The 24,688-nt window shown below is 71.2% G+C and carries 19 protein-coding genes and 3 pseudogenes; 14 read left to right on the forward strand and 8 right to left on the reverse strand.

The features are described from left to right. Nucleotides 1–76 precede the first annotated feature (76 nt). On the reverse strand, nucleotides 77–769 hold the full coding sequence (locus ACFVSN_RS17490) for a hypothetical protein (RefSeq protein WP_387955806.1): 693 nt from the start codon (nucleotides 767–769) through the stop codon (nucleotides 77–79). A gap of 793 nt (nucleotides 770–1,562) precedes the next feature. Between ACFVSN_RS17490 and ACFVSN_RS17495 the strand changes: the two genes are divergently transcribed. Together ACFVSN_RS17495 and ACFVSN_RS17500 are read left to right on the forward strand one after the other, a co-directional pair. Next, nucleotides 1,563–4,253, forward strand: coding sequence for a beta-L-arabinofuranosidase domain-containing protein (locus tag ACFVSN_RS17495; RefSeq protein WP_387956219.1), 2,691 nt, complete (start codon nucleotides 1,563–1,565; stop codon nucleotides 4,251–4,253). 257 nt (nucleotides 4,254–4,510) lie between these two features. After that, nucleotides 4,511–4,750 (forward strand): annotated as a pseudogene (locus ACFVSN_RS17500) (flavodoxin family protein); the annotation flags it as partial. A gap of 13 nt (nucleotides 4,751–4,763) precedes the next feature. Here the strand turns inward: ACFVSN_RS17500 and ACFVSN_RS17505 are convergent. Continuing rightward, nucleotides 4,764–5,474 (reverse strand): DUF6193 family natural product biosynthesis protein, encoded by a 711-nt coding sequence (locus ACFVSN_RS17505; RefSeq protein WP_387955808.1) that lies wholly within the window; start codon nucleotides 5,472–5,474, stop codon nucleotides 4,764–4,766. 156 nt (nucleotides 5,475–5,630) lie between these two features. On the opposite strand from ACFVSN_RS17505, the pseudogene ACFVSN_RS17510 reads away from it, so the two are divergent. Then, nucleotides 5,631–5,813 (forward strand): annotated as a pseudogene (locus ACFVSN_RS17510) (NUDIX domain-containing protein); the annotation flags it as partial. Nucleotides 5,814–5,969: 156 nt separating this feature from the next. Here ACFVSN_RS17510 and ACFVSN_RS17515 read toward each other — a convergent pair. Then, nucleotides 5,970–6,371 carry a pyridoxamine 5'-phosphate oxidase family protein gene (locus ACFVSN_RS17515; RefSeq protein ID WP_387955810.1) on the reverse strand — a complete coding sequence of 134 codons (402 nt, stop codon included), beginning with the start codon at nucleotides 6,369–6,371 and terminating at the stop codon, nucleotides 5,970–5,972. 393 nt (nucleotides 6,372–6,764) lie between these two features. Next, on the reverse strand, nucleotides 6,765–7,994 hold the full coding sequence (locus ACFVSN_RS17520; RefSeq protein ID WP_387955812.1) for a GTP-binding protein: 1,230 nt from the start codon (nucleotides 7,992–7,994) through the stop codon (nucleotides 6,765–6,767). Between the two features lie 250 nt (nucleotides 7,995–8,244). On the opposite strand from ACFVSN_RS17520, the gene rpmB reads away from it, so the two are divergent. The 5 genes from rpmB to ACFVSN_RS17545 all read left to right on the forward strand — a co-directional run bounded on the left by rpmB (nucleotide 8,245) and on the right by ACFVSN_RS17545 (nucleotide 10,913). Further along, entirely contained in the window at nucleotides 8,245–8,481 is a 237-nt protein-coding gene (gene rpmB / locus ACFVSN_RS17525) for a 50S ribosomal protein L28 (RefSeq protein WP_387955814.1), read from the forward strand. Next, entirely contained in the window at nucleotides 8,481–8,786 is a 306-nt protein-coding gene (gene rpsN / locus ACFVSN_RS17530) for a 30S ribosomal protein S14 (RefSeq protein WP_387955816.1), read from the forward strand. Before rpmB ends, rpsN begins: the two co-directional genes overlap by 1 nt. 137 nt (nucleotides 8,787–8,923) lie before the next feature. Further along, nucleotides 8,924–9,166: a 30S ribosomal protein S18 gene (rpsR, locus tag ACFVSN_RS17535; RefSeq protein WP_387955818.1), complete on the forward strand. Its 243-nt coding sequence runs from the start codon at nucleotides 8,924–8,926 to the stop codon at nucleotides 9,164–9,166. Continuing rightward, nucleotides 9,163–10,401, forward strand: coding sequence for a GTP-binding protein (locus ACFVSN_RS17540; RefSeq protein WP_387955820.1), 1,239 nt, complete (start codon nucleotides 9,163–9,165; stop codon nucleotides 10,399–10,401). Before rpsR ends, ACFVSN_RS17540 begins: the two co-directional genes overlap by 4 nt. A 182-nt stretch (nucleotides 10,402–10,583) precedes the next feature. Next, nucleotides 10,584–10,913, forward strand: a complete 330-nt coding sequence (locus tag ACFVSN_RS17545) for a hypothetical protein (RefSeq protein WP_387955822.1) — start codon at nucleotides 10,584–10,586, stop codon at nucleotides 10,911–10,913. Between the two features lie 170 nt (nucleotides 10,914–11,083). On the opposite strand, the gene ACFVSN_RS17550 is transcribed toward ACFVSN_RS17545, so the two are convergent. Both ACFVSN_RS17550 and ACFVSN_RS17555 read right to left on the reverse strand, forming a co-directional pair. Further along, nucleotides 11,084–15,163 (reverse strand): AAA family ATPase, encoded by a 4,080-nt coding sequence (locus tag ACFVSN_RS17550; protein ID WP_387955824.1) that lies wholly within the window; start codon nucleotides 15,161–15,163, stop codon nucleotides 11,084–11,086. Nucleotides 15,164–15,438: 275 nt separating this feature from the next. Further along, nucleotides 15,439–15,573, reverse strand: coding sequence for a hypothetical protein (locus ACFVSN_RS17555; protein WP_387955826.1), 135 nt, complete (start codon nucleotides 15,571–15,573; stop codon nucleotides 15,439–15,441). A gap of 125 nt (nucleotides 15,574–15,698) precedes the next feature. Between ACFVSN_RS17555 and ACFVSN_RS17560 the strand changes: the two genes are divergently transcribed. Further along, complete coding sequence (locus ACFVSN_RS17560) at nucleotides 15,699–16,076, forward strand: winged helix-turn-helix transcriptional regulator (protein WP_380440782.1); 378 nt, start codon at nucleotides 15,699–15,701, stop codon at nucleotides 16,074–16,076. Between the two features lie 32 nt (nucleotides 16,077–16,108). Here ACFVSN_RS17560 and ACFVSN_RS17565 read toward each other — a convergent pair whose 3' ends face one another. Then, on the reverse strand, nucleotides 16,109–17,173 hold the full coding sequence (locus ACFVSN_RS17565) for an aldo/keto reductase (protein WP_387955828.1): 1,065 nt from the start codon (nucleotides 17,171–17,173) through the stop codon (nucleotides 16,109–16,111). 117 nt (nucleotides 17,174–17,290) lie between these two features. Here ACFVSN_RS17565 and ACFVSN_RS17570 point away from each other — a divergent pair, with 117 nt between their 5' ends. The 5 genes and pseudogenes from ACFVSN_RS17570 (at nucleotide 17,291) to ACFVSN_RS17590 (ending at nucleotide 23,157) form a co-directional block, all read left to right on the forward strand. Beyond that, the gene (locus tag ACFVSN_RS17570) at nucleotides 17,291–18,124 is read left to right on the forward strand and encodes a helix-turn-helix transcriptional regulator (protein WP_387955830.1); all 834 of its coding nucleotides are present in this window, start codon (nucleotides 17,291–17,293) and stop codon (nucleotides 18,122–18,124) included. Between the two features lie 378 nt (nucleotides 18,125–18,502). Next, nucleotides 18,503–19,873, forward strand: coding sequence for an MFS transporter (locus tag ACFVSN_RS17575; protein ID WP_387955831.1), 1,371 nt, complete (start codon nucleotides 18,503–18,505; stop codon nucleotides 19,871–19,873). Nucleotides 19,874–19,918: 45 nt separating this feature from the next. Further along, nucleotides 19,919–21,751, forward strand: a complete 1,833-nt coding sequence (gene asnB / locus ACFVSN_RS17580) for an asparagine synthase (glutamine-hydrolyzing) (protein ID WP_387955833.1) — start codon at nucleotides 19,919–19,921, stop codon at nucleotides 21,749–21,751. A 74-nt stretch (nucleotides 21,752–21,825) separates the two neighbouring features. Then, nucleotides 21,826–22,059: pseudogene (locus tag ACFVSN_RS17585) on the forward strand (cytochrome P450); the annotation flags it as partial. Nucleotides 22,060–22,200: 141 nt separating this feature from the next. Next, nucleotides 22,201–23,157 carry an L-tyrosine/L-tryptophan isonitrile synthase family protein gene (locus tag ACFVSN_RS17590; RefSeq protein ID WP_387955835.1) on the forward strand — a complete coding sequence of 319 codons (957 nt, stop codon included), beginning with the start codon at nucleotides 22,201–22,203 and terminating at the stop codon, nucleotides 23,155–23,157. A gap of 258 nt (nucleotides 23,158–23,415) precedes the next feature. On the opposite strand, the gene ACFVSN_RS17595 is transcribed toward ACFVSN_RS17590, so the two are convergent. Then, a complete protein-coding gene (locus ACFVSN_RS17595; RefSeq protein ID WP_387955837.1) occupies nucleotides 23,416–24,654 on the reverse strand; it encodes an MFS transporter in 1,239 nt (412 codons plus the stop codon). Nucleotides 24,655–24,688: the final 34 nt, after the last annotated feature.

Below are 24,688 nucleotides of genomic sequence, written 5' to 3' on the forward strand. Positions count from 1 at the left end.
AGGTGCGCGTCGGGAATCGCTCCGGCGCCGTCCCTATACGCGGACGGAGTGCACCGTCGGGTCGCGCGTCGTGCGGCTAGATGTTCGATCCGCCGCCGGAGGTGTTGTTCCACCAGGCGCTGTAGGAGTTCAGCGAGTACCGCTTCTGCATGCCGCTGGTCGAGGTGATCTCGATGCCGAACTGCATCGTGTCGAAGTCGGTGTTGCGCAGGAGGTGCTGCGACGCGGCCCATCGCCAGACCGCCGAGGCGTCGATGGTGCCGGTGTTGCTCTGCTGAGCGGGGATGAGCTGCAGGACGTTCCAGCCGGGATCGGCCTGCCAGACCGACGCGTACTGGATGCCGCCGATGGTCACGTTGGACGCGATCTGCCGTCCCCAGCCGCCTGCCGTCCCGGACCAGCTGGTGAAGACCATGATCTCGTCCTGGTTGCCGGTCGACCAGAAGTCGCTCGTCCAGTTCCACCAGTCACTGCCGGAGACGGGAGCCGACGACGTGTTGAACCAGAAGCCCGCCGAGTTCAACTGCGACAGCGGCGTCCGGGGTCGGACCGAGGTGTTCGGGTAGGACTTGATCCCGCCGCCGGAGTGGTCGGCGTCGACGTACCAGGACTTGATGCTGTTGACGGTCTGGCACTGCCAACCGGCGTTCTGGCCCCAGATGTTGTTGTAGATCGTCCAGCTGCCCTGGGTGTACTGACCCCCCTTGTCGCAGGTCGAGGACACCTGGGCCTGCGCCGGAGACGCGAGGCTCAGGAACCCGGCGATCACGGCGACGACAAGGACCAGCCGACCGGACCCGGCTGACTTGCTGCTGATGGATTTACGGGTGTGCCATCTCATGTGTCCCTCCAAGGACGGCGATGGGTTGTTCCGGACTCCCCGGTCTGGTGGCGGGGTCCGGCGCAGCGAGGTGTCGCTCGCCGGCGGGTCCGGGCTCGGGACGGGCGCGGCTCAGCCCCGTCCGAGGTGGCGCGCTCAGGAATTGCGGGAACGGTGCTCGGTCCCCTTGCTCGCAAGCACCGGGCTCGCCCGACGCAGGTGCGAAGGGTCGAAGCGCTTGCGTCTGTAGACAGTAATAATGACGGGGACTCAGCACAGCAAGGCTCTGTGCAGGGGGACACACTTCTTTCACCTGCTGACTGTCGAATCGCCCTCGAAGGACTGTCGAATCGCTTTCGACAGCATCGGCCGCGCGCGCCAATTGGCCTTCACGGAACTGCTACTGGCCTTGGCGGACGCGGCGGAAGGTGCCGGGGCAGGTGCCGACGTGACGGGTGAAGAGATTCCCGAGGTTGGTGGGGGCGGGAAAGCTCGGACGGCGGGGATGCAGGACAGTTGTGCCGCAGCGACGTTGCCGGCACTGCCCGTCGAAAGTATTGACACGCTATTTGTGAGCGTTAACACTCTTGTAACAGGCGGGCGGGCGGGCGCCGCGCCTGCGGTAGCCGGTTGGAGCCGAACAGCCCTTGTGTGTGGATTCCTTGGCCGCTGCACTCCCCGTTCTCTTCTCTTACACACCGTGGAGTTCGCCATGCAGGCTCGCCCCTTCAGTCGCCGTGCCATGTTCAAGGCGACCGGCGTCGCGGCCGTGGCCGCCGCCGGCCCCGCCCTCGGTCCCGTCTCCGCCGCGGCGCAGACGGGACCGGTCAGGTCCGACGTCGGAGTGTCGACAGTCCCGTTCGAGCTGGGTCAGGTCCGGCTCACCAGCAGCCGATGGCTCGACAACCAGAACCGCACCCTGGCCTACCTCCGCTTCGTCGACGTCGACCGCCTGCTGTACAACTTCCGCGCCAACCACCGGCTATCCACCAACGCGGCTGCCACGAACGGGGGTTGGGACGACCCGGGGTTCCCGTTCCGCACCCACGTGCAGGGCCACTTCCTCTCGGCGTGGGCCCAGGCCGCCGCCGCGCTCGGGGACACCGTCTGCCGCGACAAGGCCAACCGGATGGTGGCCGAACTCGCCAAGTGCCAGGCCAACAACGCTGCCGCGGGCTTCTCCGCCGGCTACCTGTCGGGCTTCCCCGAGGCCGACTTCGCCAGCCTCGAAGCGGGCAGGCTGGGCAACGGCAACGTCCCGTACTACTGCGTCCACAAGACCATGGCCGGTCTGCTCGACGTGTGGCGCCTCCTGGGCAACACCCAGGCCCGCGACGTGCTCCTCGCACTCGCCGGCTGGGTCGACCGCCGCACCGCCGCGCTCGGCTACGGCACGATGCAGTCGATGCTGGGCACCGAGTTCGGCGGCATGAACGACGTGTTGGCCGGTCTCTACCAACAGACCGGTGACGCACGCTGGTTGACCACCGCTCAGCGGTTCGACCACGCCGCGGTCTTCGATCCGCTCGCCGCGAACCTGGACCAGCTCGACGGCCTACACGCCAACACGCAGGTGCCCAAGTGGATCGGAGCCGTCCGCGAGTACAAGGCCACCGGGACGACCCGCTACCGCGACATCGCCGCCAACGCCTGGGCGATCACCACCGGCGCGCACACCTACGCCATCGGTGGCAACAGCCAGGCGGAGCACTTCCGGGCCGCGAACGCGATCTCCGGCTACCTCACCGACGACACCTGCGAGCTCTGCAACTCCTACAACATGCTCAAGCTGACCCGGGAGCTGTGGCAGCTGAGCCCGGACCGGGCCTCGTACTTCGACTTCTACGAGAAGGCGCTGCTCAACCACGTCATCGGCGCCCAGAACCCGGCCGACCCGCACGGCCACATCACGTACTTCAGCTCCCTCGACCCGGGCGGCCGCCGGGGCAAGGGCCCGGCCTGGGGCGGCGGCACCTGGAGCACCGACTACGGCACGTTCTGGTGCTGCCAGGGAACGGGTATCGAGTCCAACACCAAGCTGATGGACTCCATCTACTTCCACGAGGGCACCACCCTCACGGTGAACCTGTTCCTCCCGTCCGTCCTGGACTGGACCGAGCGGGGCATCACGGTCACCCAGACCACCGCGTTCCCGGCCGAGGACACCACGACACTCAAGGTCACCGGCGACGTCGGCGGGACGTGGTCCATGCGCGTCCGCATCCCTGGGTGGACCTCGGGCGCCAGCGTCAGCGTCAACGGCGTCGCGCAGAGCGTCGCGGCCACCCCGGGCACGTACGCCACCCTCACCCGGTCCTGGGTCTCCGGCGACACCGTCACCGTGGAGCTCCCCATGCGGGTGGCACTCGAAGCCGCCAACGACAGCCCCGGTGTCGCGGCGATCACGTACGGCCCCGCCGTCCTGGCCGGCAACTACGGCAGCACCGCGCTGTCCGCCCTCCCGACCCTGGACGCCACCACGATCACCCGGACCAGCAGCACCGCCCTCGCCTTCACGGCCACCGCCGACGGAGCGACGGTCGACCTCGGCCCGTTCCACGACGCCCAGGGCTTCAACTACACCGTCTACTGGCGGACCGACGGTGCGAGCTTTCGTCTGGTCAACGCGGCCAGCGGACTCGTCCTCGGCATCCAGAACATGTCCACCGCCGACGGCGGCCTCGCCCTGCAGTGGCCCGACACCGGCACCGCCGACCACAACTGGGCCCTCGTCGTCGACGGCACCGCACTGCGGCTGCGCAACGTCAACAGCGGCAAGGTCCTCGGCGTGAAGGACATGTCCACCGCCGACAACGCCCCGATCCTCCAGTGGGCCGACACGGGCACCGCCGACCACCGGTGGACCGTCGTCGACGCCGGCAACGGCTACCACGAGCTCCAGAACGTCCACACCGGCAAGCTGCTCGGCATCGCCGGCGGCTCCACCGTCCAGGGCACCGCAGCCGTACAGCTGCCCGACAGCGGTGCCGCCGCCGGCCAGTGGCAGTTCGCCCCCGTCGGTGCCAGGCGGATCCAGAACGTCGCCAGCGGGCGGGTCCTCGGAGTGAAGGACATGTCCAGCGCCGACGGCGGCCTCGCCATCCAGTGGGACGACAACGGCACCGCCGACCACCTCTGGACGGCCGCCCTCGACACCGGCGGCCACCTGCGGCTGCGCAACTCCAACAGCGGCAAAGTCCTCGCCGTGGAGAACGGCGGCACCGCCAACGGCGCGCGGATCGTCCAGTGGACCGACAACGGCGCCACCGACCACCGGTGGCGCCTGCGCCACGGAGGTGGGGACACCTTCAGGATCCAGTGCGCCAACAGCGGCCGCGTCCTCGGTATCTCCGGTGCCTCCACCGCCTTGGGAGCGCAGGCCGTGCTCTGGGACGACTCCGGCACCAGCGACCACCTGTGGCGGTTCATCTGATCCGGCGTCGGGGCCCGCGGACACCGGCACTTTCCAGCAGGACACCGGTGAGGTGGCAAGGACAAGGGCCGCACGTTCACCGTGAGCGTCCACCCGAGCGAGCTGCGCTGCCGGACATCAGGGACGCCCAAGGACCGGCCGCCGCGGTGTCCGGGTTGCATACGATGACAGCCTGTTCGACGGGCCGAAGGGCTTGCGAAGTGATCCGCGCCCCCAATAGCGGGTACCGGCGGTGGCGCTGTGATCAGTCCTGAAGGGCTTGCAACATCCTCTACAGCCTCCAGCACCTGGGCTACGTCATCCCACCACAGGCCGACGCCGGTTGAGTCGGCGAGGCGGGCCCGGGCCCGTCCTACCTGGACCCCGGCTCGGGCGGCCCGGAGAACGACTTCACGAACCGCAACACGACCTTCATGACGTGGAACCAGCTCCACCTGGCCCGCATGCTCAAGGACGCCGGCGGCATCCCGGCCCACGGCAACCAGCGCTCCGAGTGGGGAAACAACCCTTTTAACGTGCCGGCCCGATTCCCGCCGGCAGGACGGCGACCACGAAGGCGACGGCCTCCTCCGGCGTCTCGAAGCGCGCGAGCAACTCGCTCCGGTTCCGTACCCCGTAGAACCCCTCATCGTGCGGCCAGATCATGTACCCGACCCGTGTCGTATTCCATCGCGCCGTGGTACTGGTGGAGAACCAGAGGTTGAAGTGGCTGGTCACCGGCATCAGTTGGCGGAGCACCGGCTGGGTGTACGCGGCCGCCAACAGCGCATGCACGCGCGGGAACCGGTTCATCGGCGGCATGTGGATGCTGTCGAGCTTGAGGCACCAGGCCAACTCGACAACACCGAGCGGCTCCCGCTCGTGCGCGAGGGCCCAAGGGCGGAACTCGATGCACGGAGCCTGCTCCTTGGTCTCCTCGAGCCCCGCTCCGCCGGTCCAGGCCACCGCCGCCCTGACCACCTCGGCCGGATCGGCGGTCCACCCGCAGGCCAGGCGCCGGCCGTTGCTGTGGAGATACACCCAGAAGGCACGCCGCTGCTCGCCGGCCGGACGCACCGACACCCGCCGGCCGAGCCCCGCGTCGACGTACACCGCCATGCCGCTCCACTGCCCGTCCGGCTCAGGCAAGACGACCCCGAGGCCCTCCGCCACACGCCCCAACGTCTCCTGGAGCACCCCGCCACCCCAGTTGCTCTCGCCGGACCCCACCCCGAAGCTCATCCCGCCAGTATGCCGCCGAGCGCATCGACGGTCCCAGTCGATCAGGTGCCGGCCCTCCCGGCTCCGGGCAAGGCGGCCCCGGGGTTCGACTGACTGGGTTGGTGGTGCTGGCGGTCTGCTGGGTGATGAGCAGGTGGGGGTTGGCGGTGCGTGGCACTGCTTCTCGAACGGCGCTCGGACAACGGCCGGTGGGGGATGCCGGGCGGGGGCCTCGAGATCGGTGAGAACCTCCCGGGTGCCGTCGTTCGCGAGGTGCGCGAGGAGACGGGCATCGAGGTCGAGGTCATCGGCCTGGTCGGCACTTACGGTGACCCCGGGCACGTGATCGAGTTCTCGGACGCTGGTGACTCCGTTGCCGGGCTTGCCGCCTTCGGCGCCCCACATGTACACCAGAGGGCCCGAACCGCCTGCACCAAGACCGCGGCTACGGTCCGAACCGGGCTCCGGGCCCGTCCTCCTCCGGCCTGGTCATGGCGCGCTGAGGTCCCTGCTCAATCACCTCTCGGGGGCCATGTGGAAGACCACGCGCTCGCCGCTGTACCTCGCTGTCGCGATCTCGACGCAGCGATCGACCAGCTCGGGAGGGAGGTAGTGGGCCGCCACTTCGCGGAGCAGCTCGATCGACCCGGGCGACGTGCGGACCACCGGCCCCTCGACGGAGACATAGCGGACCCGCGGCTCCGTACATTCGACCATCAGGCTGAAGCGTCCGGCCTTCTCGATGAGCAGCGCCTTGCGGCAGCCCACATCGGTCATCACCCTGACATCGCCACCGGGCCCGTACCGGTACCAGATCGGGACGATCAGCGGACCGCGCCCTTCCCCTGCATCGACCGACAGGGCAGCGACACGAGGCTCCGCCAGGAACCCCTCGCGTTCGTCACGGGTCAGCGCCACGTGTGCTCCTCTCCGCATGCAGAGACCGGGGCCAGGCCACACATCGAAGTGAATGAACCAGCTGTCGTCCCGTCAAACGATGCGTAGGTCACGCCGGATCAACGCTGAATCCCTTTCGAAGGTCACGGGCACGGGCACCTGTCCGGTCGGCAACTCGGTGACACCGGTACGTATGGACAACCCGCGTTCGACCCTCGCGATCGTGGTCGCGTCATTCGAGGGATGGACGTGTCCCGTGAACGGCTCTGTCCCGCAGTTGGTGACGACGAGGGGTGACTGGTGTCGTCGGCAGTCATGTATGTGATCTGAACGAACCTGCGGGAGCGGCCCGAGCTGCGTCCACGTGGCCGTCCGCTGAGTCCGTGTCAGGCCGGGCGTCGTGATCGTCGGAGGTCAGGGCGATGGCGGGTCGGTGTCGAGGGTTGCGGCGAAGGGGTCGTCGGACAGCTGCCAGTGCTCCACGCCGAGGGCGAGTTCGGCGTCGGTGAGCAGGCAGTCGTTCAGCCGCTCGTGGAGCGAGGGGACGTCGAGGTCGATGCCGGTGAAGGTCAGTTCGCAGCGGCGCTCGCCGTAGTAGGGGTGCCAGAACAGCGCGGCGAACGTGCGTCGCTCGGCCGAGGCCGTTCGCCATGCCGTGTCGTCCTGCTCGGGCAGCCAGGTGCCGGCGGTCTGGATGGCCAGGTGCTCGCCGGCGGACTCCCACCGGTGGATGGACCGGGGCCGGTTGGCGAGCCACAGGTGCCCGCGTCCGCGAATGGCGCTTGGGCAGATCTGTGGCAGGGCGTCGTACAAGCGTTGTGCGTGCAGGGGTCGGCGGGACGACCAGTACGTGGTGCGGACGCCGAACTCCGGTGCGCGCGGCTGCCGGGGGACGGGCAATGGGCCGTGCCGGTCCCGTACGTCGTCGGGGTCGAAGCGGTTCTGGCCGATCAGCGCCGAGAGGTTGGGCGTCCAGAGGGCGCCGGTCAGCGGGTCGTGGCAGATGTGGGCCATCGAGTGGCACGCGGAGAGGTGGTTCACCAGGGCGACGGCGCGTGCGGAGGCGGCGGGATCGGGGTCGTGTGCGTCCGAGGTCACCACGGTGCCGGCACTCGCGAGGTGGCCGGCGGCGGTCTCGGCGACGGTGCGCCGGTCTGCGGGCCCGATGGCCAGTCCCCGGTCCAGGAGCCGGTCGCCGCTGCCGAGATCGTTCTCGAGTCGCGACAGGTCGACGCAGGCGGCGACCGTGTCCATGTGCAGATGGTCGGCGAGTGCCTGCCCACAGACGTGCCCTTCCCCCATATCCAGGGCGACCAGGTCGGGTGCCATGCCCGGTGGCAGGGTGAGCAGCAGGCGCCGGTAGCGGGCGGTGCGCGCCAGGCGCAGCAGCACGGCGAGCAGGGCCGGCGGCAGTGCGTCGGAGGCGCACGGCCGCGCCGGCGTCAGCGTGCCCCCGCCGACCGGTCCGCGGCGTTCGTACACCTGCCAGGCGACCGTACGGCCGTCGGAGCCGACCCTCACGGCGAGCACCGCGAGGCCCGGGACCTCGATGCGCGCCAGGTCGGCGACGCAGTCCCGGAGGCCGGTGGCGAGGCCGCCGAGCACGGTGACGGGCAGTGGGCGGGGATCGCCCTGCGGGGTCAACTCATTCCTCCTTGGGGTACCGGGCGAGCCGGTGTGCGTCGGCTCGCTGTGCCGGGCTTGGAGCCGGTGAGGCCGTATCGGCGCTGGAAGGTGTGTCGGGCCGGGTGTGGGCCCCGGGTGCGAGCCCCACCATAACGTAATGGTTTTCGTTTTCATCTAGTGCTAGTGTCGGCTCACCATTCGCGGCAGCGGCGGCATCCCCACGGGCCGGCCCGCCTGCCGCCGCTGTCCTCACCGGCACGGAGTCGCCATGTCCGCCCACTGCCAACTCACGGGCCGCAAGCCCGGGTTCGGCAACGCCATCTCCTACTCGCACCGCCGCACCCGGCGCCGCTTCGACCCCAACATCCAGACCAAGCGCTACTGGCTGCCGAGCGAGGGCCGGTTCGTCCGCCTGACGCTCAGCGCCAAGGGCATCAAGACCGTCGACAAGCTCGGCATCGAGAAGGCCGTCGCCGTCGTGCGCGCCCGGGGAGGGAAGGTCTGATGGCCAAGCGCAGCAAGATCGCCAAGAACGAGCAGCGCCGCGTGATCGTCGCCCGGTACGCCGAGCGCCGCGCCGAGCTCAAGCGACTGATCGCCTCCCCGGCGACCTCGCCCGAGCACCGTCTCGCCGCGCAGGCCGAGTTGCAGCGCCAGCCGCGCGACGCCAGCGCCACCCGGGTCCGCAACCGCGACGCGGTCGACGGCCGCCCGCGCGGCTACCTGCGGGCCTTCGGGCTCTCCCGCATCGGTGTGCGCCGGCAGGCCCACGCCGGGGTCCTGCCCGGTGTGCGCAAGGCCAGTTGGTAGCACACCTCGTGAACCGGTCGTGCCCCGTGCCACGCGGACCCTCCCGGCCCGCGCGGCACGGGGTGCGACCCCGAGGGACACGCTCGATCCCGTCGTCGCCTCACGCGTACGCAACTCTCACCAGAACCAGGGAAGCTGTGATCAAGATCGCCCCCGCCCGCCGGGGCCGCAGGACGGGCCCCAATCCTCCCCTCACGTACATCGACGACAAGGACACGAACCTGCTTCGGAAGTTCATTTCCGACCGCGGCCGCGTCCGTGCCCGCCGCATCACCCGGATGACCGCTCGGCAGCAGCGCGCGACGGCTCGCGCGATCAAGAACGCTCGCGAGATGGCTCTGCTGCCCTACGGCACCGGCGCAGTGCGAGTCGGCCGGTGAACGGCCGCCTGCCGGTCACCGTGCTGTCCGGGTTCCTCGGCGCGGGAAAGACCACGCTGCTCAACCACCTGCTGAACAACCGCGACGGCCTTCGGGTCGCGGTCATCGTCAACGACATGAGCGAGATCAACATCGACGCCGCCCTGGTCCGCGAGGGTGGCGGCGCGCTCTCCCGGACCGAGGAACGCCTGGTCGAGATGACCAACGGCTGCATCTGCTGCACCCTGCGCGACGACCTGCTGGAGGAGGTCGACCGGCTCGCCCGGGCCGGGCGCTTCGACTACCTGCTGATCGAGTCCAGCGGCATCTCCGAGCCGATGCCGGTCGCGGCCACCTTCGCCTTCGCCCGCGACGACGGTGCCACCCTCGGGGCCGTCGCCCGCCTGGACACCATGGTCACCGTGGTCGATGCCGCGAACTTCCTGCCCGAGCTGCGCGGCGGCGACGAGCTGACGGCCCGCGGCCTCGATCAGTACGAGGACGACGAACGCACCGTCAGCGACCTGCTGATGGACCAGGTCGAATTCGCCGACGTCCTGGTCCTGAACAAGACCGACCTGGTCACGGCCGAGGAGGCCGACCGGCTCGCCGCCGCACTCAGCCGCCTCAACCCCGCGGCCCGGATCGTCCGGGCGACCGGCGGTCGGGTCCCGCCCGCCGAACTCCTGGGCACCGGGCTCTTCGACCTGACCAAGGCCCAGGAGGCCCCGGGCTGGGTGGCCGAGCTCAACGGTGACCACGTGCCGGAGACGGAGGAGTACGGCATCACCAGCCTGGTCTTCCGCGCCGAGCGGCCCTTCCATCCCGGCCGGCTCTGGGAGTTGGTGAGCCGCCGGCTCGACGCGGGGGAGTTCGGCACCGTCCTGCGTTCGAAGGGCTTCTTCTGGCTCGCCTCCCGGCCGGCCTTCACCGGCCTGTGGTCCCAGGCGGGCTCGGTCGCCCGCTTCGAACCCTCCGGCATGCGCCCGTCCATGAGCCTGACGACGAACCTGGCCACTCTGACCGATGCCACGGCGCTGACCGGCCTCGGCGACGAGCAGGTGCACGGCGGCCAGGAGCTGGTCTTCATCGGCACCGGTCTGCGCAAGGACGAGCTGCGCGCCGCACTCGCCCACTGCCTGCTGGACGACGCCGAGCACGCGGCCGGGCCGCACGTCTGGACGTCGTTCGATGACCCGTTCCCGGTGTGGGACGAATACGGGCTCCAGCAGGACCACGACCACTCCCACGCCTAGGACAAAGCGCCGGAGCCGCTACGCCACCGTGATCAGCGACTCCGAGGGGTGTGCGGATTTGTACGGGAGACGTGCCTTCAGGGGGGTTCGATGGCAGCATGGGTCGTCGCAGTGACCAGCCGTCAACTCCACAGGGGGAAAAGATGATTGGGTTGCGAACCGCTGCTGTCCGCCTCGCCGCCGTGACTGCCGTCGCAGCAGGCAGCCTGGGTCTGAGCACTGGTGTGGCGTCGGCCGACGCCACCTTCACCGCCAACGTCCCCGGCTGTGCCGGGGGCATGATCGATCAGTACTACAACGGGCACGACTGGGTGCAGGGCTACGTGATCTCCACCATGGGCAACTACTGCACGGTGAACCTCCAGCAGTCGAACGGCAACTGGTCCAGCGCCTACAGCAACGTCCGGGGCGATGAGCACTACACCTACCAACTCCAGGACTCCGGAATCACCTCGTACGTCATCGTGTGTAACACCGACCTCGGTCGGTGCGCCACCAGCGCTTCGTACTGACGGGCAGCCGTCGTTCGGGCCACCGTTGCGTACAACAGCAACACCGCGTTCGCCAAGTGACCCTGGTGCTGTAGCGGGCACATGAACGTGTGCCCCCGGTTCGCGCAACTCGGTGCCCCGGACGTGTGCCCGACGGTGGAACCCCGCCGTCGGGCACACGTGTCGGACGGTCAGCGGCCCGGTTGTTCGGTGCCGGTCGCGGACGAGCTTCCCGGGCCCTGCCAGCCGGTGGCCGAGGGCCACAGGACGGCGACGTCGAGGACCCGCTCCACGAGGCCGGGGATCCACGGCTCGTCGGGCGGCGAGGTGAGGACGACGTGCAGCCGCTCGGGGGTCTCGTCGGTCACCTGCCCGATCTCCCGGACCCGGACGGCGCCGGCCCGCACGGCGTGGTACGAGGTGTGGCCGGCGGGAAGGACCTCGCAGACGATCGGACCCCGCTCTCCGGGCCGGACGACGTCGACGATCGACGAGTCCCGCGGCTTGTGGCCCGCCGCGAAGAGGTCGGCCATGAGCCGGTGGCGCACCGCCTCGTGCTGGAGGCACGTCCGGTCGGCCTCGGCCGCGGCCGCGAGCTCGGCCGTCAGGACACCGGCCGGCACGGCCACGGCGGACACCTCGGCGGCCACCTCGGAGGACTCCCCGCCCGACTCCTCGCCCGTGAGCTTCGCCAGGGCGGCGCCCGCCCGGTCCCGCCAGCCGCTGCTCCGCAGGACCTCGCCGAGCCGCGCCAACTCGGTTGCGTCCGCCGACCGCACGGCCTCCGGAAGGCTGCGGGAGAGGTCCCGCAGCACCGTCAGGTCGGCGGAGGACGGCGATCCCAGGAGGCGCCAGACGGAGAGCCAGTCGGCCTGGTCGCGGCGGAGGCAGCCGCCGACCAGAGCGTCGAGCCCCAGGAGGCCGGTCTGGGGGAGTTCGGCCGGGACGTCGTCCTCACCGACGGCGGTGAGGACCGCCAGCGCGCTCCTGTACCGCTCGGTCGCGCGCCCGGAGATCTCGTGGCGCCCGAAGTCGTTCGCCGACACGACGTACACGCCGGAGCGGCGTTGCACGACCCAGACGTCCAGCTCCTGCCCGGCCTCGGGTGCCCGCTCGGTGGGCCTCAGCTTCAGGATGTACCGCCGCTTCCGGTCCTCCGGCACGGGGGTGACCCTCCAGTGGAGCTGGTCACCGTGGGCGAGGGCGCGTACCCGCAGTTCGGTACCGGGTGTGAGTTCGTCCGCGGCTTCCAGGCCGGTGGCCGCCAGGATCTCCGCGTCCAACGGGGTGGGTCTGCGGACGAAGAGCACCGAACTGCCGTCCGGCGAGAGGTTCCAGGTGCGCGACGAACCGAGGACGAGGTGATTGCCCCGCGGCTGGGTCTCGACGTGGCCGCCGGACAGGTCCGCCGCCAGCGCGCTGCGGAGCCGGCCCAGGAAGGCGTCCGTCTGATCCGACCGGTCCGAGGTGAGGTCGGCGTACGCGGCCCGGGCCTCGGCGCTCACCTGGATCTGCTCGACCGTCAGGGCGCGCACCGCGGCCGTGTCCTGGAGCGCCGGGCCGCGGTCGGCGACGGCGGGCCCGGAGACCCGGTACCGGGACGGGACCCCGGCCAGGTACTGCGCGGGGCTCCGCTCGCCGTGCACGCTCCGGTAGCCGGTCAGGGCCGTCCCGTCGTGGCTCAGGACGAACCGGTAGCCATGGAGGTCGACGAGGCGGTAGCCGTCCGTCTGCTGGGCCTGGCGCCCGTCGGTCAGGAACGTGGCGATCACGCCACGGATCTCGGCTTCGGCCTCCTGGTCACTCCCGCCGTGCGCGGTCACGAAGGCCCGGACGGCGGCCCTGGTCACCCGGAGCCTGCCGAGGAAGGCCTCCGACGCGTCCAGCCCGGTCCCGAGGTCGGCGTCGGCGGGCACCCTGGGCAGGTTGCGAGGTGTCGGGCGCTCCGGCACCGAGCTCGTCCGGAAGCCGCCGCACGAGCTGTCACGGCACCAGCCGTCGGCGTTCTGCGTGGGCAGCTCGCAGCGTTCCCCGTCCAGGTGGAAGCGTGAGCAGACGCGATCCTGTGCCGGGCCGGACAGCGGCCGCGGTGCGGGATCGTCCGGTCCGGCGGAGGGCGACGGGCCGACGGCGGGCAGCATGACCGCAGGCAAGGGCGAGGTGTGCAGCACCGTCAGCGTCTGTGTGCTCCGGGTCAGGGCCACGTACAGCTGCCGCGGGCCCTCGGCCCCGCGGGCGGTGATGGTCGCGGGCTCCAGGACGAGGACGTGGTCGAACTCCATGCCCTTCGCCTCGCCGGCGGTCAGGACGGTCACCGCCTCCCGGACCTCGTCGGTCATCGCCTCCGTGGAGTCGACCAGGAGCCGGACCTGCTGGAGCCAGTCCGAATCGTCGGGGACGACCAGGGCGATCGAGCGCTGGGTGTGACCGTCCGATCCGGCCAGCCGTGCCGCGTGCCCGACCGCCTCGGCGAGGAGCTGCCAAGGCGTCGTCTCCACGATCCGCACCGGCTCGCCGTCCGCCTCCTTCACCGCGGCCGGGAAGGGAACGGACGGGGCCACCGCCCGGGCGAGCGGAGCGACGAACTCCATGATCTGGGCCGGCACCCGGTAGCTGGTGGTGAGCTCTTCGAGCTGCCAGCCGCCCTCACCCGCCAGGATCCGGCCGATCCGCTCCCAACTCGGGTAGTCGTGCGGCCCGGTGGCCTGCGCGAGGTCGCCGAGCACCGTCATCGACCCCTTCGGATTGCGGCGGCGCAGCGACCGGGCCTGCATGGGAGTCAGGTCCTGGGCCTCGTCCACGACGATGTGCGGGTAACGCTGGGGCGTCTCACCCGAGATGAGGGTCCGTAGCTCTTCGAGGCACACCAGGTCGTCCAGGGTCCACGGCTCGTCCTCGGCACGTTCGGCGGCCGGGCGCGACAGCAGTGCCTGCTCGGCCGCGTCGAACACCTCGGCGGCGCACTCGGTGAGCCTGCCCGGCGAGTTCAGCAGGCTCCGCAGGGCCTCCTCCGGGCTGAGGGGAGGCCACGCGCGTTCGACGAGCGCGGCCACCTGGCGATGGCGCTCGATGCTCTGCCGAACGGCCCGGTCACGAGCGCGCTGGGGGAAACCCTGCCGCAGCGCGGCCAGCAGGAGGTCGACCAGCACGTCGCGGAAGCGGTCCCGACGGGCCCGGTAGTGGCCCGGTCCGGTGCGGGCGGCCTCGAAGACGCGGCGGACCTCGGAGGCCGGCACCCTCAAGGGTGCGCTGCCCAGGACGATGGTGAACATCGGCTCGCCGTGCTCGTCCGCGGGGGCGGTGACGGCGGCGTCGACGGCGGCCGGCCGGCAGTTGCCCTCGACCCGGCGCCGCAGCACGTCGGCCATGCGCTCGTCCGACTTGATCCGGCGCACGGACGGGTCGTCCTCGGCTCGCACGCTCCCCTCCCAGAGGAAGGAGAGCTCGACGGCGGTGACGTTGCGCGTGCCCAGGGTGGGCAGGACCCGGCCGACGTACTCCAGGAACCTCCGGTGCGGGCCGACCACCAGGATGTCCTGCGCCTGGAAGCGCTTGTTGTCGACGAGCCAGGTGACCCGGTGGAGGCCGACGGCCGACTTCCCGGTGCCCGGACCGCCCTGGACGACCAGGACACCCGTGGACGGGCCGGCCACCAGCGCCATCTGGTCGGGCTGGATGGTTTCGACGATGTCGCGCATGCGGCTGCGGCGGGCGCGGTCGAGGTCCCGGAGGAGCAGGTCGTCCACCACCGGTTGCCGGGCCCCGGAGACGGGGCCGAAGACGTCTCCGGGGGACGGCACATCCGTGCCCGGGCCGACGGAGGCCGGGACCGGCGGAGCTATCTCGTCGCGGTAGTCCCGGACCGTCCGCTGGTCGCAGTCCAGACGCCGCCGCAACCGGACCTCGCCCGGGGCGTCCGGCGTGGCCAGGCGCCACGCGGTGGCGAGCGCGTTGGTCCAGGAGATGACGACGGTGTCGCGGGTCTCGACGTCGTGCACCGTCCGCCGCCCGACGTAGAAGACCTCCGGCTCGCCCGTCCCGTCCGCCCGGGTGTCCACCCGCATCGTGACGAGGTTCTCGCCCTCCAGACGGAACACCTCCGCCCTGGCCGAGGACTCCGCCCGGGCCGCGATGCCGTCCTTCCCGCTGGCTGCCGCCCGGGCCGTCGCGTCGCCGGACAGTTCGGCGAGCTTGGCTTCGTAACAGGCGTACGCGCGGTCGACCGCCCGCTGTTCGGTGGCGATGACGGCCGACCTCGATGACGTGCTCATGTGCTTCCCCTCCCGCGGGCGTCGCACTGCGCGGCCGCCCGCCTGCAGCCGCCACTTGCCTACCAGAGCGTGCACGCACGTCGGGTGCGGAATGCCACATTCGTTGTGGAAGCGTAGGGTTCCGGAGCCTGCGCGCCGTGGGGGCTCCGGAACCCTGAAGTCCCTGCTCCCGCGGGGGTTGCCTCGGACGGGACGTCGGCGTGCTCTGCAGGACGGTCACCGCCGACCACCTGTGCTCCGCGCCGTACGCGGCGTGGGCACCGAGAAGTGCGTTGCTACCGCAGCGGTGAGGCAGGGGTGGGGGTCACACGGGTGACGACGGACTTCTCGGGGATCAGCAGGCCGTAGACCACGGGGCCGATCTCGTTCTTCCAGCGGTCGTGGCCGTAGACCGCCGCGTGGAGGCCCAAGTGCGCTCCGTGGAGGGCTGTTGACGGGCCCTCCTCCGACGTCGACGACGCTATCCCCGTGGGGGTGGCTACCATCAAGGTCTAGTACTTCCCGTTGGGAAGTGACCTGATGAGGAAGAGTGAGCATGGCGACCACCTGCCCCAGCGGCCAGCACGTGCACCACGACGTCTACGCCGCCCAGTGCCCCTGCCGCGCCCTGCTCGACCTGCTCGCCAACAAGTGGTCCGCGCTCGCCATCGGTGCCCTCGAAGACGGCCCCCAGCGCTTCGGCGAACTCCAGCGGAAGCTCCAGGGCGTCAGCCCCAAGGTCCTCACCCAGACACTGCGCCGTCTGGAGGACTTCGGCATCCTCGACCGGACCGTCTACCCCGCCGTCCCGCTGCACGTCGAGTACTCCCTCACCCCGCTCGGCCGCAGCGCCGCGATCCCGCTCAACGCGCTGCGCTCCTGGGTCGAGGACAACATCGACCACGCCTACCGCGCCGAGCCGGTCACGTCGTAGGCCCGGGTCGGGCCCCGGGGCTCGATCGGGTATCAGCGGCGGGTTTCGACCAACAGGTCGCCGTGGGTCGCCGTGCGCATCCTGTCGCCGGCGAGCAGGTCGTGCGGGTAGCCGAGTTCGATCGCGCCGGCCTCGTCGAGGCGGGCCAGCTGGGAGGCCGTGAAGTCGACCTCCAGGGCACCCAGATTGTCCTCAAGCTGCGCGAGAGTGCGGGCGCCGATGAGCGATGCCGTCACATCCGGGTTCTGCAGGGTCCAGGCCAGCCCGACCTGGGCGGTTGTGCGGCCCAGCTCCGCGGCGATCTCCTTCACGACATCAGCGATGTCCAAGTCGTGTTCGGTGAGCCCGCCGTTGGCGATGTTGAACATTTTACGGGTGCCGTCGTCGACCGCGGTGTTCGTCGTGGTCAGGTCGTCGCGGCTGTACTTGCCGGTGAGCACCCCGCCGGCAAGTGGCGAGTACGGCACCACGCCCAACCCCATCTCGCGTGCCATCGGGATCAGGTCACGTTCCCCGGTGCGCTCGATCAGGTTGTATTCGATCTGCAGGGCGACCAGCGGCGACCAGCCGCGCAGGTCGGCGATCGCCTGCATGCGCGACACCTGCCAGGCCGGGGCGTTGGAGATCGCCACGTACAAGACCTTGCCCTGCCGGACCAGATCGTCCATGCCACGCAGGATCTCCTCGACCGGTGTCGTGAAATCCCACACGTGCAGGTAGAGCAGATCGATGTAGTCCGTATTCAGCTGTCGCAGACTGGCTTCCACCGACGCGAACAGGCTCTTGCGGTGAGGGCCCCCGGAATTCGGGTCGCCGGGCCGGCGCAGCGTGGTGTATTTCGTTGCCAGCACCAGACTTTCGCGGTTGTCGCGGGTGAATTCACCCAGCAGGCGCTCGGAGCGGCCATTGGTGTAGGTGCTGGCGGTGTCGACGAAGTTGCCGCCGCGCTCGACGTAGAGGTCGAACAGCTTTCGGGCCTCGTCCTGCTCGGCGCCCCAGCCCCACTCGGTGCCGAAGGTCGCCGCGCCCAGCGCCAGCGGGGAGACCCGCAGCCCGGAGCGGCCCAGCAGCCGGTAGGTGTCGAGGGTGAGCGACATCGTGTCCTCCTGTGCTTGTCATCCGTTACCGGGAACAAGTCTGTGACCGCCGCGAGCCGGGGATAAGGGAAAGAAGTTCCTGGGAACACCAGTCCTACCCTGGCTGTTGGAGCGGACATGATGACCCGCACCGTGGACACGACAATGGAGCTGGCCGCGTTCCTGCGGACCCGGCGCGAGCGCCTGGACCCGAAAGACTTCGGCCTGCCGTCGCGTCAGCAGGCCCGGCGGACCCCGGGACTGCGTCGTGAAGAGGTCGCCGAACTGGCCGGGGTCAGCATCGACTACATCGCGCGGCTGGAACAGGCCCGGGGACTGAGGCCCTCGGCGAACGTGGTGGAGGCGTTGGCCCGGGCGCTGCGCCTGGCCCCCGACGAACGCGCCTACCTCTTCAACCTGGCCCAGCAGCGCCCCCGCAACGCCGACAAGCCCGCCACCACTGCAGCACCCCCGCTGGCCCGGCTGGTCGCCGACCTGTCGCCGCTGCCGGCCTTGCTGATGAACCACCGCTACGACATCCTGGCCTGGAACGGCGAAATGGCGAGGCTGCTGCTGGATTTCGACACCCTGCCGCCGTCGCAACGCAATGCCATGTGGCTGTGCCTGGTGCACCCGGAGATACGCGAGTTCTACGTCGACCGAGAGCGCGTCGTGCGGGAGGGAATCGCCCACCTGCGCGCAGCGTGGGCCGCGCACCCGGAGGACCAGGCGTTGACCGACCTCATCACCGAATGCACCACCCGTAACGAGGAATTCGCGCGGTTGTGGGCCGAGCGGGACGTGAAGGTCAACGGCCGCGGACACAAGGTGATGCGGCATCCGGACGCAGGTGTGATCGCCGTGAACTTCGAAGTGCTCATGCCACTCCAGGATCCGGACCAGCGGTTGATGATCTGCCGTGCCGCGGACGATGAGAGCAAGTCGGCATTGAACCGGTTGTGCTCGCGGTGACGTCAAACCCTCATTCCGGCGTGCCTCGGAGTCCATCGGTGAGACCCGGGCCGAGAGCATGCCGGGATGGCCGAGGACGACCCCGCACTGCGGGGCACCCCGGTGGCCGTGCCCCCGTCAAGCTGATCCCCGCCAAGCGGGATCTGAGCTGTTGTCGCTGGGACAGCTGAACTATTCATAACATCGGACTGGCAGCTCGGGGGCAGTTCGCCGGTCCGGCGAAGAATCATGCAGGTGTTCGGAACTTCTCGGGGTTCCGGTCCGACTCATGGGCCGGGTGTCGTCGCCGACGGCGCCCGGCACAGGAGGAGGACGGAGCATGCGGCCCATGAGGCGCTGGTCGGATCGGCCGGGATCCGCCGGCAAGGGGTGTACGGCGTGAGCGCGACGACGGGCCAGGCGGCGGCGCCGCCGGCCGGCACGGACCGCTGGAGCCTGGTCGCGGTCGCGGGGATGCTGTCGTTCGTGGCGATGCTCGACATGAACATCGTCAACATCGCGCTCGCGGACATCGGCAAGGGCTTCCACATATCCGCGCAGACCGCTCAGTGGGCCGTCCTGGGGTACCAACTCCCCTTGGTGGCGCTGCTCCTGCCGGCCGGACGCTGGTTGGACGCGGTCGGTACCCGCCCCGCGCTGCTCACCGCCGTCACCGGGTTCGCCCTGGGGAGCGCCGCTGCGGCCGCGGCGCCCTGGGCCGGGGCGCTGATCGCGGCCCGGGTCGTCCAAGGATCCTTCGGCGCCGTGCTGTTCGTGCTGATGCCGGTGCTGGCGATGCGGTCGGTACGGCCCGAACTGCGCGGCCGGGCGATGAGCGTGCCGGCGACCCTAGGGCCGCTCGGCGCGGTCACGGGCCCGGCCCTGGGCGGAGTGCTGCTCGACCACCTCGGCTGGCGGGCGATCTTCCTCGTCAAGCTGCCCGTCTGCCTGGGGGCCTGGCTCCTCGCCCGCCGCCACCTGCCCCGGAGTGGCGCCCTGGTCAAGCCCGGCCGGACGGAGCTCACCGACGCGGCGCTCATCGGGGGCGCCGTCTGCGCGGTCCTCCTCGGGCTCACCTTCACGGCGGACGCCCCGGCCTGGCTGCTGCTCGCGGCCCCGGCCGCACCGCTGACCGCGCTGTGGCTGCGGCGCGCGGGCGGACAGCCCGTCAGATCCGTGCTGCGGGCGAACCGGACGGCGGGCCTGAACACCGCGGTGCTGGCCATCGCCCTGGCCTTCGCCGTCATGCACTACCTGCTCGCCCTGCACCTGCAACGGGACGAGGCCGCCAGCGCCACCGCCACCGGCCTGACCATCCTGTGCTTCCCGCTCGCCATGGGGATCGGCGGGCCCTTCGGCGGACGGCTGGCGGACCGCTTCGGCGCCCGGCCGACCGCGACCGCCGGGGCCACGCTCACCGCGCTCGGCTTCCTGCTGCTCGTTCCGCTGGGCGACACCTGGAGCCTGCCGGACATCGCCTGGCGCCTCGCCCTCGCAGGAGCCGGCATGGGCCTGTACGGCGGCCCGACCCAGGCGATGGTCATGACCTCGGCCACCCCGGCGACGACGGCCACCGCCGCCTCCACCGTCCAGCTCGCCCGCAGCCTCGGCTTCACCCTCGGCCCGGCCCTCGCCACCGCCACGTGGAGCCTCGGCGGCTCCGGGACGGGCGGCCTGCACCTCGGCCTCGGTCTCGCCGCGGCCTGCGCGTGCCTCGCCGTCCCGCTGCTGGCACGGCACGGCCGCGCGACCGCCGCGCGAGCGGTCTGAGCCCGCGCCACCTCCCCGTCACGTTTCCACCCCTGGAGCACACGCATGTGCGGAATCACCGGCTGGGCGTCCTTCCACCAGGACCTCCGGCGCAGCACCCCCGTCATCGAGGCGATGACCGCGACCATGGCCCTGCGCGGGCCCGACGCCGGGGGCGTCTGGACCGGCGCCCACGCCGCGCTCGGCCACCGCCGGCTCGCCGTGATCGACATCGAGGGCGGCGCCCAGCCCATGGCCGACCGCCCCGAGCAGCCGCAGGTGGTGCTCACCTACAGCGGTGAGGTCTACAACCACCACGAGCTGCGCGAGCGGCTCAGAAGCAGCGGCCACCGGTTCGAGACGCGCAGCGACACCGAAGTGGTGCTGCGCGCCTACCTGGAGTGGGGCGACGCCCTGGTCGACCACCTGGAGGGCATGTACGCCTTCGCCATCTGGGACGAGCGGCGCGAGCGCCTGCTGCTCGTCCGCGACCGGCTCGGCGTCAAGCCGCTCTTCTGGGCGGCGGTCGACGGCGGCCTGGCCTTCGGCTCCGAGCCCAAGGCCCTGTTCGCCCACCCCGAGCTCACCCCCACCGTCGACGCCGACGGCCTGCGCGAGGCCTACAGCCTGCTGTTCAACACCGGCCCCACCGTCTGGGCCGGCGTCCGCGAGGTCCACCCGGGCGGGCTGCTCGTCCTCGACCGCGACGGCATCCGCGAGCGCCGCTACTGGGACCTGGCCGCACACCCGCACACCGACGACCCGGAGACCACCAAGAAGCGGGTCCGCGAGCTCGTCGACCGCGCCGCCAGGTCGCAGCTGGAGGCGGACGTGCCGCTGTGCAGCCTGCTCTCCGGCGGCCTGGACTCCACCGTCGTCACCGCCCTCGTCGCCGACGAACTCCGGCTCAGGGAAGGCCCGCAGGCCAGGCTCCGCTCCTACGCCGTCGACTACAGCGACCAGGCCGAGCAGTTCACCGGCGACGTCCTGCGCACCGGCCACGACACGCCCTTCGCCACCGAGGCCGGCGCCTTCATCGGCACCGACCACTCCACCGTGATCCTCGACCCGCGCGCCCTGCTCGACCCCGACCACCGCCGGGCCGTCGTCGTCGCCCGCGACTCGCCGATCGGCGTCGGCGACATGGACACCTCGCTCTACCTGCTGTTCGGCGAGATCCGCCGGCACTCCACGGTCGCCCTGTCCGGCGAGGCCGCCGACGAGGTCTTCGGCGGCTACCCCTGGTTCCACAACCCCAAGGCGCTCGCCGCACAGGCCTTCCCCTGGCTGCTCGTCACCGGCGACGCCGCCGCCATGCCGCTCAACCCCGAGCTCGCCGCCCGGCTGCGCATCCCCGAGTTCCGCGCCGACACCTACCGCAGCGCGCTCACCGCGGTCCCGCACCTCGACGACGAGACGCCCGCGGAGCACCGGCAGCGCGAACTCCAGCACCTCTCGCTGACCCGCTGGCTGCGCCAGTTGCTGCACCGCAAGGACCGCCTCTCGATGGCCCAGGGCCTGGAGGTCCGGGTGCCCTACTGCGACCACCGGCTCGTCGAGTACGCCTTCAACGCCCCCTGGGCGATGAAGAACCACGACGGCCGCGAGAAGAGCCTGCTGCGCGACGTCGGCCGGGGCATCGCCCCCGGCTCGGTCCTCTGGCGTCCGAAGAACCACTACCCGGCCACCCACCACGCCGACTACAACCGCGGCCTCCAGCACCTGGCCCGCGAGGCGCTGGACGCGCCGCACGTACGGGACATCGCCGACGAGACGGTCATCAAGACCGCCCTCGACACCCCCGCCGAAGAACTCCAGTGGGGCCACCGGCTCCGCCTGGAACGCGTCGTCGACCTCGCCCTGTGGCTCGACCACCACCGCCCCGCCCTGGCCCTGTGACCCTGCTACCGCCCCGCCCTGGCCCTGTGACCCCGCCACCGCACGACCTCCGCACAACCCCGAAGGAACCCGGCATGACCACCCCCGACCGCCCCGAGGGCCGCTGCCCCGTCACCGGCGCCGCCGCCGGCGAACCGATCCCGCTGTACGGCTCGGCCTACAAGACCGACCCCTACGACCTCTACCGCCGGATGCGCGACGCCGGGCCCGTCCACCGGGTCCGCTTCCCCTCCGGCATCGCCGCCTGGCTGGTCACCGGTTACGACGCCGCCCACCAGGCGCTCAACGACCCCAGCCTCGGCAAGAACCCGGTCGCCTACGACAAGCGCACCTGACCTGACCCATCCCGCCTGACCCATCCCGCCCGACCAGGGCGGCCCGGCACCGCCTCCTGCCGAGACAAGCGGCGCCGGGCCGCCATCCCGCCATGCCCTCATGGAGGAGCCGCAATGCCCACCGAGTCCATCACGAGCACGTCCAGACCCGTTCGGCAGACCTGCGCCGCCGTCCTGGAACTGCTGCTGCCCCACCGCCGCGCCACCGACACCGCGCGCCCGGCCGCCGTCGACGACTTCCCCGAACAGCTCCGGCAGCTGGCCGAGTTCGTCGAGGCGGGGGAGCGGATCGTCTTCGCCCTGCCGGGCTTCCCCTGCAAGTCGCCCAGCCCCGCGAAGGTCCTCGGCCATCTCCCCGACGAGGGCGAACGCCTCTCGCTCACCTTCCTCGACGACCTCTGCCGGGCGGTCGGCGAGGTGTACGAGCCGGGCGCCCGGATGGAGATCTGCTCCGACGGGCACATCTTCGGCGACCTGATCCGGGTGCCGGACCCGCACATCGACGCCTACTCCGACGAACTCGCCGCCCTGATCCGCCGCGAGGGCCTGACCCGGCTGTCCGTCTTCGACCTGCGCGACGTGCTCGGCGACCTGCCGTACGACGAGAAGCGGGCCCGGGTGCACGCCGCGTACGCGCCCACCGTCGAGGAACTGCGCGCCGAAGTGAGGCGCGACGAGCACACCCTCGCGCTCTACCGGGGCATCACCCGCTTCCTCACCGAGGACACCGTGGACTTCACCGGCACCAGGTCCGCCCTCCAGCGCGAGTGCCGGCAGCGCGCCTACGGCGTCATCCAGCGCAGCCGCGCGTGGGGAGACCTCATCGCCGAGCACCGCCCCCGCACCGTCCGCCTGTCCATCCACCCCCAGCCGCGTGGCGCCGCCAAGTTCGGTATCCGCCTGCTCGACGCCCCCGACGCCTGGACCACCCCCTGGCACTCCACCGTCCTCCACCGCGCCGACGGCACCTGGCAGTTGATGCGCCGCGCCGACGCCGAGCAGCAGGGCGCCCTGGTGCTGCGCGACGGCAGGCCGAGCCACTTCGAGGAGTCCCGCCGTCTCGCCGGCTGACGCACGACCGCCCTCTCGCTCCGATGGGAAGCGAGGGGGCGGTTACCTCGTCATCGCCCTGGTCGCCTTCAACGTCGTCGAGTACACCTCCACCCGCCGCTTCCAATTCCTCGACTGGAACGGCAACATGGCCGCCCGACTCCTCTGCCGGCCCACCGTCACCACCCTCCTCCTCGCCACCACCGTCGCCGTCTTCCTCCTGTGACCGGCCTGCACCGGCACCCGGTGCCGCACCCGAGGCTGTCGTGAGGGCCTCGATCATGAAGCTGCTGGACCGTGGTTCGTTGACCGGTGGCCGAAGCATCCCGCGAGGCCGTCGGGGCGGCCGGCGGTCAGCAGCAGGGCCGAAGCGCTGGCGGTGGCGCCGACGGCGGCCACCGCGCCCCACCCGCCGTACCGCCACGCCAGGGTGCCGGCGAAGGAGCCGACGGCGATGCCGAGAAAGCGGAGGGTGAAGTAGCACGCGTTCAGCCGGCTGCGCATGGCGGGCCGCAGCGCGAACAGGATCCGCTGGCAGCCCACCTGGTTGCTCCACGTCCCGATGTCGAGCAGCGTCACGCCGGCGATCAGCCGGCCGAGGTTCGTCCCGCCGGGCAGGAGGACGGCCCAACCGGCCAGGACCGTCCCGATCACGACCGTCTGGGCGCGCCGCGGGCCCAGACGGTCGGCCAGACGCCCGGCGAGGGGGGACACCAGGGCGCTCGCCGCGGCCACCAGACCGAACAGGCCCACCGCGGCGGACCCGTAGCGGTAGCGCTCCTCCAGGAGGAACGTCAGCGGAGTCCAGAACGCGCCGAAGGAGATCCCGACCAGCGCTCCTGAGAGCGTGATCCGGCGGATGAGCGGGTCGGCGGCGAACACCTTCGGAACGGACGACAGCGCGCTTCGGTAGGCCACGGGCCCGGCGGGCGGCAGAGGAGGCAGGGCCCGCCGGAGGGCGAGCGACAGCAGCGCGGTCGCCCCGCACGAACACCAGAAGACCGCGCGCCACCCGGCCGCCGAGGCGAGGACGCCCGAATAGGCGCGGGACGCCAGCACTCCGACGAGCAGTCCGCCCTGGACGACTCCCAGGGTCCGGCCGATCCGGTCGGCGCCGGCCAGCGCGACGGCCACCGGCGCCACGAGTTGGGGGACCGGAGACAGCACGCCGAGGACCAGGCCGCAGGCCACCAGCCAGAAGGCCGTAGGTGCGACGGCACAGGCGGCGAGAACGAGCGAGGAGGCCGCGCACAGGCCGAGAATCAGCCGGCGCCGGTCGACACCGTCACCGGCCGGGACGATCAGCGCGATCCCCGCGGCGAACCCCGCCTGTGTGACGGTGGGCAGTGCGCCGAGCGCCCCGGCGGAGACGTGCAGCGATCCGGCCGCGTCCCCCAGCAGGGGCTGGCAGAGGTAGACGTTCGCCCCGGTCACCGCGCTGGTGGTGGCCAGCAAGGCGGTCAGCCGCCGCTGAGCGGGACGCTTGCCACGGTGCTGTCGACTGTCGGATTCGATCACGTGAGGACACGCTAGGGAGGGCGGGACATGGCAA

Origin of the sequence: Kitasatospora sp. NPDC057904 (genome assembly GCF_042887925.1) — a bacterium.
Classification (GTDB): domain Bacteria; phylum Actinomycetota; class Actinomycetes; order Streptomycetales; family Streptomycetaceae; genus Kitasatospora.

Coding starts and splice junctions, on each gene's coding strand:
- ACFVSN_RS17495 (WP_387956219.1), top strand. CDS start 1,563: ATGTTCAAGGCGACCGGCGTCGCGGCCGTGGCCGCCGCCGGCCCCGCC.
- ACFVSN_RS17505 (WP_387955808.1), bottom strand. CDS start 5,474: ATGAGCTTCGGGGTGGGGTCCGGCGAGAGCAACTGGGGTGGCGGGGTG.
- rpmB (WP_387955814.1), top strand. CDS start 8,245: ATGTCCGCCCACTGCCAACTCACGGGCCGCAAGCCCGGGTTCGGCAAC.
- rpsN (WP_387955816.1), top strand. CDS start 8,481: ATGGCCAAGCGCAGCAAGATCGCCAAGAACGAGCAGCGCCGCGTGATC.
- ACFVSN_RS17550 (WP_387955824.1), bottom strand. CDS start 15,163: ATGAGCACGTCATCGAGGTCGGCCGTCATCGCCACCGAACAGCGGGCG.
- ACFVSN_RS17560 (WP_380440782.1), top strand. CDS start 15,699: ATGGCGACCACCTGCCCCAGCGGCCAGCACGTGCACCACGACGTCTAC.
- ACFVSN_RS17565 (WP_387955828.1), bottom strand. CDS start 17,173: ATGTCGCTCACCCTCGACACCTACCGGCTGCTGGGCCGCTCCGGGCTG.
- ACFVSN_RS17570 (WP_387955830.1), top strand. CDS start 17,291: ATGATGACCCGCACCGTGGACACGACAATGGAGCTGGCCGCGTTCCTG.
- asnB (WP_387955833.1), top strand. CDS start 19,919: ATGTGCGGAATCACCGGCTGGGCGTCCTTCCACCAGGACCTCCGGCGC.
- ACFVSN_RS17590 (WP_387955835.1), top strand. CDS start 22,201: ATGCCCACCGAGTCCATCACGAGCACGTCCAGACCCGTTCGGCAGACC.